Source organism: Agrobacterium tumefaciens (genome assembly GCF_013318015.2).
Taxonomy (GTDB): Bacteria; Pseudomonadota; Alphaproteobacteria; order Rhizobiales; family Rhizobiaceae; genus Agrobacterium; species Agrobacterium tumefaciens.
Map to the genome: position 1 here is coordinate 1,004,944 of NZ_CP115841.1, position 14,059 is coordinate 1,019,002.

Annotated in this window: 10 protein-coding genes; 5 read left to right on the forward strand and 5 right to left on the reverse strand. The window is 61.0% G+C overall.

The genetic code is table 11. The features are described 5' to 3' along the window. Positions 1–20: 20 nt before the first annotated feature. Positions 21–6,572, reverse strand: coding sequence for an apolipoprotein A-IV repeat region-like domain-containing protein (locus G6L97_RS05065; protein ID WP_111783116.1), 6,552 nt, complete (start codon positions 6,570–6,572; stop codon positions 21–23). 479 nt (positions 6,573–7,051) lie between these two features. On the opposite strand from G6L97_RS05065, the gene G6L97_RS05070 reads away from it, so the two are divergent. Both G6L97_RS05070 and G6L97_RS05075 read left to right on the forward strand, forming a co-directional pair. Then, on the forward strand, positions 7,052–7,420 hold the full coding sequence (locus tag G6L97_RS05070) for an Hpt domain-containing protein (protein ID WP_111783115.1): 369 nt from the start codon (positions 7,052–7,054) through the stop codon (positions 7,418–7,420). A gap of 127 nt (positions 7,421–7,547) precedes the next feature. Continuing rightward, positions 7,548–7,868, forward strand: a complete 321-nt coding sequence (locus G6L97_RS05075) for a 2Fe-2S iron-sulfur cluster-binding protein (protein WP_003512782.1) — start codon at positions 7,548–7,550, stop codon at positions 7,866–7,868. Between the two features lie 308 nt (positions 7,869–8,176). On the opposite strand, the gene G6L97_RS05080 is transcribed toward G6L97_RS05075, so the two are convergent. After that, on the reverse strand, positions 8,177–8,803 hold the full coding sequence (locus tag G6L97_RS05080) for a DUF922 domain-containing Zn-dependent protease (RefSeq protein WP_038490810.1): 627 nt from the start codon (positions 8,801–8,803) through the stop codon (positions 8,177–8,179). A gap of 179 nt (positions 8,804–8,982) precedes the next feature. On the opposite strand from G6L97_RS05080, the gene folP reads away from it, so the two are divergent. The 3 genes from folP (at position 8,983) to folK (ending at position 10,731) form a co-directional block, all read left to right on the forward strand. Then, positions 8,983–9,768: a dihydropteroate synthase gene (gene folP, locus G6L97_RS05085; protein WP_111783113.1), complete on the forward strand. Its 786-nt coding sequence runs from the start codon at positions 8,983–8,985 to the stop codon at positions 9,766–9,768. Positions 9,769–9,845: 77 nt separating this feature from the next. Further along, positions 9,846–10,211, forward strand: a complete 366-nt coding sequence (folB, locus tag G6L97_RS05090; protein ID WP_013636000.1) for a dihydroneopterin aldolase — start codon at positions 9,846–9,848, stop codon at positions 10,209–10,211. 4 nt (positions 10,212–10,215) lie between these two features. After that, positions 10,216–10,731, forward strand: coding sequence for a 2-amino-4-hydroxy-6-hydroxymethyldihydropteridine diphosphokinase (gene folK, locus G6L97_RS05095; protein WP_111783112.1), 516 nt, complete (start codon positions 10,216–10,218; stop codon positions 10,729–10,731). 14 nt (positions 10,732–10,745) lie between these two features. On the opposite strand, the gene G6L97_RS05100 is transcribed toward folK, so the two are convergent. From G6L97_RS05100 to G6L97_RS05110, 3 genes are all read right to left on the reverse strand, one after another. Continuing rightward, a complete protein-coding gene (locus G6L97_RS05100) occupies positions 10,746–11,306 on the reverse strand; it encodes a hypothetical protein (protein ID WP_003512790.1) in 561 nt (186 codons plus the stop codon). A 129-nt stretch (positions 11,307–11,435) separates the two neighbouring features. Beyond that, positions 11,436–12,515, reverse strand: coding sequence for a YcjF family protein (locus G6L97_RS05105; protein ID WP_111783111.1), 1,080 nt, complete (start codon positions 12,513–12,515; stop codon positions 11,436–11,438). Next, a complete protein-coding gene (locus G6L97_RS05110) occupies positions 12,512–13,990 on the reverse strand; it encodes a YcjX family GTP-binding protein (RefSeq protein ID WP_111783110.1) in 1,479 nt (492 codons plus the stop codon). Before G6L97_RS05110 ends, G6L97_RS05105 begins: the two co-directional genes overlap by 4 nt. Positions 13,991–14,059 lie beyond the last annotated feature (69 nt).

Here is a 14,059-nt window from a genome sequence, read left to right on the forward strand (position 1 = left end):
TTTCTGGTCTTAACCAGAGATCAGTTGAACCGACCCGCCGCATGGGCAAGCATCGTGTAGACCTTGCCGGTATCGGAGGTGAGGTAGGACTGGGTGACTGTCCGGTCACGGTCCGTGCGGGCGACATCAGCGAGCAGCTTTTCGAAATCGGTGATGTAGCGGTCTACGGCGGTGCGGAATTCGGCCTCCCGCTCATATTTGCGCTTGATCTCGTCAAACGTCGTCTGGCCCTTCAGCGTATAGAGGCGACGGGTGAAGACGTCACGTTCGCCGCGCTGGTACCGGCGCCACAGTTCCACCGACGCATCGTGGTCGATCGCGCGGGCGATGTCGACGGACAGCGAGTTCAGCGATTCCACCATGTGACGCGGATTGCGGGTATCGGCAGCACGGGTCGGCTGCTGATCGCCGCTTGCGCGGGGTGCGGAAGCGGCGGCCGATTCCTGCGAGGCACCGCGCAGAAGATCGCTGATCCAGCCACCGCCTTCTTCGCGGCGTGCGGCAGGCGCTGCAGCCGCCTGGGACGGGGCAGGCGCCTGACGGTTTTCGACCTGGCGGTTCTCAAGCGGCAGGGTGCCACGCAAGGCGGGTGCGGCTGCCGGCTGCGGCTGAGCCGGGCGTGGTGGCTGTGCCGGCGTGGCTGCTGCCGGCTGCGGACGCGCTTCGACACGGCGTTCAGCGGCAGGCTGGGTCGCTGCAATGGCGCGGGCGACGGGTTCGGAAACTTCCATCTGTTGGGTCGAGCGACCGACAAGCTGGGAAATATCCTGCAGGGCCTTGATCTGCTCGGAAACGGCGCGGCGCATCGCTGCGGCGCTTTCCTTGGCCTCTTCCGGCAGGTCGAACGCGCCACGCTTCAGTTCGGCACGGGTCGCATCCAGCTCGCGGCGGATATCGTGGCTGGAGCGGCGGATTTCGTCCGTCGCGCCGGCAAAACGGCTGACAGCTTCCTCAACTGCCTGACGCAGCGTTTCCTTGAGGTTGGCGGCGGCGGCATTGGATTTCTCCGAGGCACTGCCGAGCAGGTTGTCGACTTCCGAAAGCGAGGATTCGACACCGCCACGCAGGCGGTTGACCAGCTCGTCGGAATATTTCTGCGCGTCGGAAAGCGTGCTCTCGATCGAACGGCTGGCATCCTGACCAGCGGCGAGCAGGGCGCCCCGCATGGTCTGTGCTGCCGAGCGGGCGCGCTGTTCCGTCTCGTCGAGCGAACGGCCGATATCGGAGAAGGATGCCTGCAGATTGTCACGCAGGTTGCCGGCGACGTTCTGCGAACGCTCCTCTGCCTCGTTGAGCGTGGTTTCCACCACGCTGACGACGCCGCGCATGGCGGTTTCGATCTCCTCGGAACGCTTGACTAGTCCGACAGACAGGCTGCGAAGTGCATCCTGACGCTCTTCCAGCGTACCGACAAGGCTCGACTGCGCGGCATTGAGCAGTTCGGACGCCTGGCTCAGAACCTTCGAATGTTCCTCGAAACGTCCGACGATGCCGGCAACCTGCGCCAGTGTCTGGCCGGAAATATTCGACAGACGATCGATCTTTCCTTCCAGCAGACGGCTGGAGCTGGACACCATGTCGGCGGCCTGCGAGGCGGATTCGGAGAAGCGGGTGGCCGATGCGTTCAACGCTTCGTCGGCCGTGCCGAATTCCTGCGCGGCGCGCTCAACCGCAGAGTTGAAGTTGTTTGCCGACTTTTCGACGATTTCGGCCATGCTGTTATGGGTCTGCGACAGCATATCAGTGCTCTGGCGCGTGGCGGCGACAAGCTTGTTTGCCACATCGCTGCCTGTACGGGTGTATTTGTCGATACCTTCTTCGACGGCGTCGGCCATGGCGGTATGCGTCTGCGACAGCATGTCCGTGCTCTGGCGGGTTGCCGCGACAAGCTTGCTTGCTGCCTCGCTTCCGGCATTGGCATAATCGCTGATCGCCTGTTCAACCATGCCGACCATGCCGCTGTTGCTCTGCGACAGAAGTTCGGCGCTCTGCTGGGCGGCGGAGACGATCTTTTCGGCGGCTTCGCGACCGATGGTGGCGTATTCGTCGACGACAGGCTTTGCCTTCTCTTCGATCAGGCGCGACAGTTCAGCAGAACGGCTGGCCAGCATCGAGTTGAGTTCGCGAGTGCGGTTGTCCAGCGCCGAGCGGATGGATTCGCCGCGCGCATCGAGAGCGGATTCAACACCGGTCAGGGTCTCGGAAATGACGCCCACCTGCGAGCGCACGACCGCTTCGGCCTCGGCAACCTTGTTGACGATGATGTTGCCCGCCTCGGAGAAGGTCTGGGCGACGGCTGCCGCCTGGCCGGACAGGCGCGTCTGTGCATCCGAGATGCGATTGACGATCTCGCCAGAACGTTCTTCGATCGCCTTGGTGAAGGCGTCGTTCTGCGCCTGTACCTGTTCGGCGAATTCCGAGCCGGTTTTCGCAAGCAGGGCAGTGGAACGAACGGCTTCTTCGTCGATACTCTGGGTGGCGGAAATGACTGCGCCACGCAGGCCGACCGCGAGCTCGCTCGCCTTGCCTTCGATGGTGCGGTTGACGTTTTCGAGGCCGATCGTCAGCGCGCGGTCCATGGTGCCGAGGCGTTCATCGATGCGGGCCGAACCGGCATCGAAGGTTTCCGCCAGACGGCTGGTGCGGCTTTCGAACGTGTCGGCAACCCGTATCGTCTGCTCGTCCAGAATGCCGGTGATACGTTGAGCCGCATCGTCGCTGGTGCGGGCGAAGGCGGCTGTCTTGTCTTCCAGCGCGTCGGCAAAGCGACGTCCGGCATCCTCGATAGAGGTGTTGACGTTGCCGAGATCGCTCGACACACGCTCCTGCAGCGCACCGAGCGAAGTCTCGATGCGGGTGCCGGTCTCGTCGAGCCTGCCCGTGACGCTTCCGATCGAGGTTTCGATCCGCGAGGAGAGAGCATCGGTCGCACCGCCAATTTCGCGGGCGGCCTCACCAATCTTGACGGCAATATCGCCGGCGCTGTTGCGAAGACGCTGTTCCAGCGTGGCTGCACTGCCGTCTATGGCCTTCTGCAACGTCTCCTGCTGGGTTTCAAGCGAGAGTTCGAGCATGCTGGCGCTGGATGCAACGGTGGTGCCGATCATCATCGCCTGCTCGGAGAGCATGTCGCCCATCTGGGTCGTGGCTGAGCTCAACGTCGCGGCGATATCCGCCTGGCGCTGCTCGAGCGCGGTACGGATGTCTTCATGCGATTGCGAGAGGTTGTTTTCGAGGCGGGAGACGCCTTCTTCCACCGTCTGCGCAAAACGGCTGCTGCCGTCTTCCACGACGCTTTCGATGCGGCTGGCCGCGCCGAAGACGCTCTGCTCGATCAGGCCGCTATTGCGCTCAAGCGAGCCGGCAATGCGTTCGGCCTGCGAACCGAGCATGGTCTCCAGCCGCTCGTGGCCGCTGGCGAGTGCGTTTTCAAGCGTGAAAGCCGTCGATTCCAGTCGCTGGCCGACGCCTGCGGCCGCGAGCGACAGTGATGCGGTTCTGGCATCCATCGCCTCGGAGATACGCTCCTCAACGCCAGAAATCGTCATGTCGAGCGCCATGGTGCGGCTGTCGAGAGCGTCCGCGATGCGTTCTTCCGCACTGGAGACAATGCCGGAAAGGGTGGCAGTGCGGCTGTCCAGGGCATCGGCAATACGATCTTCGACCCCGGAAACCGCCGAGTGAAGCGCAGCAGTGCGTCCGTCGAGGATGTCGGCGATCTTTTCCTCGACACCGGAGAAGCTCAGGTCGAGCGCCATGGTGCGGCTGTCGAACACGTCAGTGATCCGCTCTTCCGCGCCGGATACGACGTTTTTGAGCGAAGCCGTGCGGCTGTCGAGTGCGCTGGCAATGCGGGTCTCGGCACCGGCCACCAATTCGCCAAGAACGGCGGTGCGGGTATCGAGCGCTTCGGTAATTTTTTCCTCGGCGCCGGAAAACGCCATGTCAAATGCCATGGTGCGGCTGTCGAGTGCATCTGCAATGCGTTCTTCAACGCCGGAGACGACGGCGTTAAGCGCCGCCGTGCGGCCATCAAGCGTTTCTGCGATACGGCTCTCGGCACCGGCCACCAATTCGCCAAGGACGGCGGTGCGGGTATCGAGTGCTTCGGTAATTTTTTCCTCGGCACCGGAAAACGCCATGTCGAGTGCCATGGTGCGGCTGTCGAGTGCATCCGCAATGCGTTCTTCAGCCCCCGAAACGACGGCGTTGAGTGCTGCGGTGCGACCATCAAGCGTTTCCGCGATACGGCTCTCGGCACCGGCAACCACGTCGCCGAAGGTGGACGTGCGGCTGTCGAGTGCGCCCGCAATCCTCTCTTCGGCACTTGCCACAATGCCGGACAGAGCGGAGGTGCGGTTGTCGAGCGTTTCCGACAGCCTCTCCTCGACATTGGCGAAGGTCATGTCGAGCGACAGCGTGCGGCTGTCCATCGTGTCGGCGATGCGTTCCTCGACGCCGGAAATGGCGCTGGAAAGAGCGGCCGTGCGGCCATCCAGCGTCTCGGCAATACGGTTTTCCGCACCGGATACGACGTCGTGCAGGGCAGCCGTGCGGCTTTCCAGCGTATCGGAAATGCGGTCCTCGATGCCGGAAACGGCGCCGGTGATGGCGGCGGCGCGGGTTTCGAGCGTTTCCGAAAGACGGCGCTCGACATCGGCAACGACGCTGTTGATTGCGGCTGCACGCTCCTCAAGCATCGCGGCTAGACGTTCCGCCGTGCCGGAGACCGAGCCGGTAATTGCCAGCGAACGGCTGGCAAGCGCCTCGTCGAAACGGTCCTGGCTTGCCGAAAGCGCGCCAAACAGGGCATTGCTGCGCTCCGCCAGCACGCCGTCGATCTTCTCGTGCGAATTGGCGAAGGCATCGGTGATTTCAGCGGTGCGCTGGCCGATTGCGTCGCTGAACGCGCGGGTACGGGTCTCAAGCGCGCTTTCGAGCATTTCCTGGCCGGTGCCCAGTGCGGTTGCAAGTGCAAGCGACTGGTCGGTCATGGTGTTGCCGATGCGCTCAAGTCCGCTGGTCAGCATGGTGTCGAGGGCTTCGGAGCCGCCAGCAACGGTTTCGTTGATCCGGGCGAGGCTCTCCATCAGCTTGCTGTCGAGGCTGCCGGCGCGCTGGTCGAAGGCACTGGCGAAATCCGCCACATGTTCGTCGAAGGCGGAGTTGACCTGGCCGACCGTCGCCTGCAGGCGTTCTTCGTAGAGGCCGGAGCGAAGATCGAGATCCATGATCGCGTCATCAGCCGTGCTTTGCAGGCTCTGGCGGAAGGACAGGCCTTTTTCTTCAAGCGTCGTGGACAGCTTGTCGAGCACGTTATCCAGCGAACCGCCGATGATCTGCTGGCCGCGATCGATATTGCGGTTGAGTTCGAGCGTGCGGGTGGAAAGGGTCTCGTTGAGCTGGCGGGTGCGTTCCTCGAGTGCGCTGTTGAGGCTTTCCGCGCCGCTGTCCAGCGTCGAGGCGTGGATCGCGAAGCGTTCCAGCAGCACTTCGCCGCGCTCGTCCAGCGTCGAGGTGAGGTTGTGCAGACGCATGTCGAATTCGCTCGATAGCGTTGCGCCCGAGGAATTCAGTGCCTGAAGCAGGTTTTCGGTCTTGGCGGCAATCAAGCTGCCCATCGCTTCGGTCGAGGCGCGCGATTTTTCCAGCAGCGCGGCCGAGCGTGTGTCGATCATCGAGGCGAAGGCCTCACCGGTCGTGGAAAGCCGCATCGAAAGCTCTTCGCCGACGATGGAAAGCTCTTCCTTGATCTGTTCCTGCGCGCCGACGATGGAGGAGCGGATGCGCTCCGCATGGTTGACGATGGCGTCACGCTCGGCGCTCAGTTCCTGCACGAGGCTGCGCACGCGCAGTTCATTGTCTGCATAGCTGCGCTCAAGCGCGTTGACTTCAGAATGGACGAGCGTTTCGAGTTCCGTCGCGCGGGCAATGGTGCGCTCGATGCCGTCGTTCATGGCCGAGACTTCTCGGCGAACCGCCTGGCCGACGGACATGATCCGGTCGGAGGCGACAGTTTCGGGTTCGGCAAGACGAAGGGCGACTTCTGCCATCGACCGGGCAGCGTTGCGCAGATCGCGGGCACGCGCCATCATGATCGCGAAGGCGAAGAACAGCATGATCGGAACGACGATGCCGACGACGATCGCCATCAGCCCAGGTATTGCGGCGAGATCGGCAACCGAGCCGATGTTCCAGAGTGCACTGCCGTAGATAAGATGCGCGATGCCGAGGCCGCCGAGCGCCCAGATCACCGACATGATCGTCGCGTTTCTGAGCGCGCCGCCGATGGAGCCGCCTTCGAGCGATTTCAGGATCATGGCCGGGCTGCGCTTGGAGCCGTCGTTGGCAGCTTCCAGATTGGGGGATCTGGGCGCCTGTTCGGCAGGCGCGCGCGCGGCCTCGGGAGCAGGGGTCTGTCTGCTTGCTTCCTTCAATCTGGCCTCCGGCTGCTTTGGCGCTGTCGTCTTCCGCGATTCCGGCTTGTCTTCGAAAGCACCAAGCTGCAGGGCGTCTTCCAACGCCTGAAATGCAGTCTCGTCGACAGAGTCGCTGATCTTGTTATTCGCCATGCGGTTACGCCTCGTTACACATACGCCCGGCTTCATGCCGTTTGACCATCTGCGACCCGCAAATGGACTGCCGCCATCATGCCAGCGGAACATTATCCCGTTAAAGAGAACAATTCCGCCATTACCAATCCCGAATTGCTGGTGGTCCAGCTTTCGGGCGAAATTACATCACTGTGCCGGAATAACAAAGCTTGAGCATAAGCCTCGTCGGAACGGCAGTACCGTAGTGACACATTTAGGTGTTCGAAACAATTAATGCGGGTTTGCCGCAGCAGCGAAGTGTCGGCTTTTTAACAGTTTTTAAACCTGAGTTTCACGCTGAACGCCTTGTTTCGCATAAGTTTAACATAAATTAACCATAGCAGAAGATTTTCGCCCGCGTCACGCCGTAATTTAAGCTGATAGCACCGGCTTCAATGCGTAAATACGACACAGATGTGACACGAAACAGGAAACGGCGAGACAAAGGAATTTCAGATATGGCAGCCGTCAGTATTGCTTTCGAAGCTCCGGATAATTTTGGTAGTGCGCCGGCCGCCGCGACAAGACCAATCGATTTCGAACATCTCGCCCGCCAGACGATGGGCGACAAGGAACTTGAAATCGAGGTGCTGCAACTCTTCAGCCGTAACGCCCGTGCTGCCTTGCATGAAATGGCCGGCGCTGACGACAAGACCGTCAAGGCAACTGCCCATCGTCTGAAGGGGGCCGCGCAGGCGGTTGGTGCCTCCACCGTTTCCACGGCGGCGGCGGCAGTGGAGGACAAGGGCAACGATAGCGCTGCTGTAGCCAGACTTGCGGCAGCGATTGTCGAAGCGGAAAATTTCATCCTCAAGCTCTGCCGCTAAGGCGAATCCAGTCTGTTTTACAGGGCCGGTTGCGCTTGGCGCCTGCGAGAAGCGGGTTGCCAAGGCGAACCGGCCTTTCTATGTGTTTGTTTAGAACAGTTCTTAGACACCATTTTGGATCTCCGGCATGACAAAACTGACCATTGTTGCCTTTGACGGCACGCCCCATGAACTCGACGTAAGCAACGGTTCCACCGTCATGGAGAATGCCGTGCGCAACTCCATACCCGGCATCGATGCGGAATGCGGCGGCGCCTGTGCCTGTGCGACCTGTCATGTCTATGTGGATGACGCATGGGCGGAACGTGTCGGCGGACCCGAGCCGATGGAAGAGGACATGCTGGACTTCGCCTTCGAAGTACGCCCGACCTCGCGTCTTTCCTGTCAGATCAAGATGAAGGACGAGCTTGACGGCCTTGTCGTTCACGTTCCCGAACGTCAGGGCTGACGGCAAGCCGCATTATACGCCACAGAAAAAGCCCCGCTCACCTGTTAGCGGGGAGCGGGGCGAGGCGGGTACGCAGCATGCAAGCGAGGGAGGAAACACCTGCGAGCCTCAAGTGCGCACCGGGAGAACCGGAGGTGGTTTCGAACGCCGGACCCCTGCGGATCACCACCGTTAAAAACCATGTGAACAAGCTACAATGAGTCTCGTCGACCGCACCATGACGAGAAGTCACGGGTGATATCGAACATGACGTAACGTCATGTTAGCGTTGCGTTTCGCGTCCAGGGGAGTATGGGCGGAAAGGCGCCTCAGCGCCGGTTCTGGCCCTGTTCGATCCGGTTCTTCAAAAGCCGGGTCATGCGCGCGTCGAAGTTTTTGGATTCCACGATATCGAACCTCAACTGATCCTTGTCGTGCTCGTCCATGACGGTCTGGGTGATCTTGCCGACCATTGCCTGTAGCGTTTCACAGTCTTTTTGCGGACGAAGCGCCGTCAGTTGCCTTTCGAGCGAGCGGGCATGGGTGCGGGCGATTTCCGCGTGCCGTTCCTCGTGGCGCTTGATATCTGCAAGCAACGTATCCCAGATGAAGGCCAGTTCCGCCGTGGTGCGGCGGCGGTTTTTCCATTGCGGCAGGAGAATACGGGTGTTCAGCAACACCTTGGTGCTTCCAACGCTGCACATGCCGTTTTTCTCGACATAGGTGAGTTCGCCGCCGAATTTGATCTCGGTGGCACCGGGATGGCGTGCGCCGGTGTTGCGCGTCAGCGGGCCATGCTTGGAAAGCTGCTTGTCGAGGTCAGCGGCGGTTTTACCGCTGATCGAAAAATAGGAATAGGTCTTGCTGACGATGGTTTCGGAAAAGGCCGATCCGGGCATGGAAAAGGCTAATGCGCCAGCGAAAACGGCGCAAAGAGCACGTGAAGATATGGTCATAACCCGGCCTTCCGGTTGAACTTGAAAAACGTTTGCTGCATAGGCGGAGCGGAACTTATAAGAATTGGCATAACACTCCGTTATTCCCGAAAGGCGCGTGTTACGTGATAACAGCCGGCAGCAATGTGTGGCAAGCGGCCCATGGTCGCTCCCTGAAACTTGATGGACGTGGCCGTATTATGGCCATCGTCAATGCGACGCCCGATTCCTTTTCGGATGGCGGCCGTTATCTTGCCGTTGATGCGGCTTTTTCCCATGCCCTGACCTGTGTCGAGGAGGGGGCGGATATCATCGATATCGGCGGCGAATCCACCCGCCCGGGCGCGGCCGAGGTGACCGAGGGTGAGGAACAGGATCGCGTGCTGCCGGTTATCGAACGGCTCCGTCGCGAGACTGATGTTCTGATTTCCGTCGACACCTACCGCGCATCCACGGCAAGGCTGGCGATCGAGGCGGGCGCCCATATTGTCAACGATGTTTTCGGCCTGCAGAAGGACGGGAACATGGCGGGTGTGGTTGCCGCCGCGCGCGCGGGCGTCTGCATCATGCATACCGGGCGCGACAGGCAGAAGCGCGCCGATGTTATCGAGGATCAGTTCGAATTCCTCAATCGTTCGCTTGAGATGGCGGAAGCTGCGGGAATTGCCCGTGACGCCATCGTGCTCGATCCAGGTTTCGGTTTTGCCAAGGACGAGCGTGAAAATGTCGAGCTGATGGCGCGCTTTGGCGAACTTGCCGCGTTTGACCTGCCTGTTCTGGCCGGGACGTCGCGCAAGCGGTTCATCGGGTCGCTGACGGGCAGGGATGCGGCCCACGAACGCGATATCGGAACAGCAGCGACGACAGTGATCCTCAGGCTGGCGGGTGCCGCGATTTTTCGCGTGCACAATGTCGCCGCAACACGCGATGCGCTGGCAATTGCCGACGCGGTTCTTGCCAAAGCGTCGGCAAGGCCCGATGCATAGATCAATAGATGCCGGAGTGCCGCATGCCTTAAAAGAGGCCGGCTATTCCGGTATAACCCCGCCATGGAGGCGATGCGATGAGCCGCTACACCATTATTCTGAAAAACTGTTCCTTTTTCGCCCGTCATGGCCTTCTCGAGCAGGAGGAGGTGCTGGGCCAGCGCTTTTTCGTCGATGCCGAGATGGAGGTTGAAGCGGGTAATGCGCTCGAAACCGACGATATCGAAAATACCGTCGATTATGGCGTCGCCTTCGCCGTTATCGAAAAGATCGTCGTCGGCCAGCGCCGTTACCTGATAGAGGCTCTCGCGAACGATATCGCCAAGGCCCTGCGCGCGCGTTATCCGCAGATTGTCTGGCTGCGTATCACGGTTCGCAAGCCCTCTGCGCCGGTTCCCGGCATTCTCGACTATGCGCAGGTGAGTGTTGAACACCGTGCCTGACAGGATGACAGTTGCCGCACTAGGCCTTGGCGGGAATATCGGTGACCCTGCCGCTGCAATGGCCAGAGCCTTGCGCGAACTGGATGCGCACGGCGATTGCCGGGTGCTGTCTGTCTCCGGGCTTTATCGCACGCCGCCCTGGGGTAAGACGGACCAGGCGGATTTTTTCAATTGCTGTGCGCTGGTCGAAACCTCGCTTTCAGCACCCGCGCTGCTGCAATTGTGCCTCGATATCGAAAAGGGCATGAAACGGGTCAGAACGGAGCGCTGGGGGCCACGCACCATCGATATCGACGTGCTGACCTATGGTAATGATGTTGTCGTTACGGAAAGCATTGAAGTGCCGCATCCGCGCATGACGGAGCGTGCCTTCGTGCTGCTGCCGCTAGCCGATATCGCACCCGATCTCGAAGTCCGGGGCAAGCCCGTGCGGGAATGGCTGCGGCAGGCGGATAAAACCGGCATCATCAGCGCAAACGAAAAACGGGAGTGGTGGACACTCCCGCTTGGCGATGGTTGAAAAGGTCGCGGGTTTTACGGCTTGATCGAACCGACGGCGATCTGGTCGATGTCGCGCGCGAGTGTGACGCCGATAACCGGGATCATCTGGTCGGCGACCTTGACGGAAATGGTGATGTTCATCGAATTGTCGTTCGAGACGCGGGCGACCATGGCACCGTTGAGCTTGGCGCGATTGATGCCCACAACGACCTTGTCACCGCTGACTTGCCCGGAAATGATGTCCAGTCCCTTGCCTTCGGCGCCGTCGAGGAACTTGCCCTCGTAAGAGCCGCCCTTCTGGCTGATGACCGCGGACATGGGCTGGCTGAACACGCCGACGCGGCAGGTGCCGGCGAGCTTGATGCCCGTCTGCTTATCGTCGAGCGGCTCGCCCGTCAGGTCGCAGGTAAACTTGGTGCCCTTGTACTTGCCGGCGACGATTTCGCCCGGACCTTTCCAGCTTCCGGCAACGGAACGGAAAAACACGTCGTCGCGATCGCGCGATGCGGCATGGACGTCAGACAGGCCAAAGCTGCCGCTGACGGACAATATGGCGGCAAGTCCGCCCACAAGCGAAAAGAAGCGCGAATACATGATACTTTCCCCGGCGAAGAAGCCTGTTCGATAAGCGGCAATCTACCGGCGGAATGGTTAATGCTTGGTTTATTTCGGCTTTATTTACAGCTTCGTCCGTAACCTTTTGAGCCGTACAAGTCCGGCTGATCAGGCTTTTTGACCGGTTTTTCCGCCACCAAGATCGGGCGTGAGGTCAGACATGAAATCACCTATGCCGGGTCGCTTTACCGCCTTGAAGGGTAGCGGGCGGCACAGATCCATCGCCGCAATGCCGATTCGCGCCGTCATCAGCCCGTTGATGACACCTTCACCCAGGCGTGCGGAGAGTTTTGAGGCAAGCCCGTGACCGAGAACCTGTTGGGCAAGCCCATCACCGACGGCGATAGAACCTGTGACCGCGAGATGGGCGACGACGTCACGCAAAAGCCTGAGCATGCCGAGCGTGCCCGGCCGGCCGCCGTAAAGTTCCGCCATGGCGCGCACCAGCCTTGTCACCTCGAAAAGCACATAAGCGAGATCGACCACGGCGCGTGGGCTGACGGCGGTAACGACGGAGACGCGTTTGGAGGAGTTGAGGATCAGCGCGCGGGCCTGCCGGTCGAGCGGCACCAGCAATTCGCGTTCGGCAAGCTCGATCAGATGCGGCCCGTCGATCACGTCGTTTTCGGTGTCCTTGAGTGCGGCGCGCCCCTTGGCCGTTTCGGCGCGGTGGGAGAGAACTGCATTGAGGCGGGTAACGATGGCGCGGGCGGGTTTCGGGCTCTTGTCGAGGCTGGCCGTCTCCGCATCGGCTTTCAGCGATTGGACGGCGTTGAGCCGCATGATGCCGAACACTTCTCGTCCGACCAGAACGAGGACGGCAAAAAGCGCAACAAGGAGCGCAACGCTCGCCGTGTAACCCAGCCAGTCGGAGCGGGAAAAGAGATTGCGGATAAGCTGATCCGCCCAGAGCCCGAAGGCCAGCGAGAACAGCACGCCGAGTGCACCAAGCGCGAGCTTGCCGAAGGAGAAGCGGCTTTTCTTCGGCACGGCCACCGGCAATGCGGCGGCATCCGTCTCTTCAGGTGCTAAAAATGGATCATCCTCATCGGGCGTCAGGGAAATCTCGGTGTCGAAGCTGCGCGGTGCGCGTTTTTGCACGACGGTTGGGCTTGCCGTTTCTTCGGTTTCGAGCGTGAAAGCCGCCGGGCGGCGTGCCTGCGGATCGTTTTGTGTGGGAGCCTTCATGCGAGCTTGTCTCCAAACAGGAACTGCATGGCGCGGTCGAGCCTTATGTGGGGAACGGAAAGCCGGATGCCGCCGCTGCCCGGTTCATCGATATTGGGGGGGCGGAAACGCACGACATTGACGTCCGGCAACGTCGCCTTGTCGCCATCCCTGTCGATGCTGCGGAAAAGCGGCTCCGGGTCTTCGGGCAGGTCGCCGGGAAAGATCGCCGTTTTACGGTTGCCGTCAAATATCTCGCCGTTGATGGTTTCACCCGCCATCGGTGTGCCGACGATGACCGGAAGCTCGTGACCGTCCTGCCTCACGCTTGCTTCCCGCGTAGCGCGCACGGAAGCCAGCGCCATGACCTCGATGCCGGCACCATTCATGCCGATGGTGGTGATGGCGCGGTCCACCAGACGGCGGGTTAGCCGTTCCAGCCGGTCGTGGCTTTCATGATGCAGGTGGTCGGCCTTGGTAGCGGCAATCAAAACCTTGTCGATGCGCCGGCCCAGCAGCGATGACAACAGACTGTTGGTGCCAGGGCGGAAACAGGCAAGAACATCGCCCAGCGCCCGTTCCAGATCCTGCACCGCCTCGGGGCCGCGATTGACCGCCTGAAGAGTGTCGATCAGCACGATCTGCCGGTCGAGGCGGGCGAAATGTTCACGGAAGAAGGGTTTCACCACGATTACCTTGTAGGCGTCGTAGCGCCGCTCCATCATGGCGCGCAGCGACCCCTTTGGTGCCTTGTCGTCTGTCAGGCCCGGCAGGGGCGCAAAGGTCAGCGCCGGTGATCCTTCCAGATCCCCCGGCATCAGCAGACGGCCCGGCGGCAAGGTGGAGAGCGACCGCTCGTCGGATTTGCAGGCCTTCAGATAGGCGGCGAAGCTTTCCGCGAGGCGTCGCGCCGTCATCTCGTCGGCGGGCGCATTGATGTCGAGCGAGGAGGCTATTGCCAACCATTCCTGCGCGAGTTCGGCGCGGATGCCATTTTGCGCCAGCGCGACGGTGCTGTCGCTGAAGCTCTTGTAGTCCTGCGAAAGCAGCGGCAGGTCGAGCAGCCATTCGCCGGGATAATCGACGATATCGATGGAGAGCTTGCCCGCGGAAAACCAACGGCCCCAACCGCTGGCGCTCTGGTAGTCGAGCGTGATCCGCAGTTCAGAGATTGCCCGTGTCGAGTCCGGCCAGAGCCTGTCGCGTACCAGAGCTTGAATATGGTCCTCATACTGAAACCGGGGAATGGCATCGTCCGGTTGCGGCTCCAGACGCACATTCGAGACGCGCCCGGAACGCATGGCCTCAAACAGCGGCAGACGACCGCCATTCAGAAGATTGTGGACGAGCGAGGAGATGAAAACCGTCTTGCCCGCCCGCGAAAGACCAGTGACGCCAAGCCGCAATGTCGGATTTGTAAGGGTGCTCGCACGGTCGGCCAGATTGTCGAATGCAATGAGCGCACTGTCTGTCAGGGACGTAAGAGAAGGCGGCAATGGCAGTTTCCCAGCTATTTTTCACGGTCACAGCTGCAATATAGGAAGGGGCGGTTGCCCAAAAAAGAA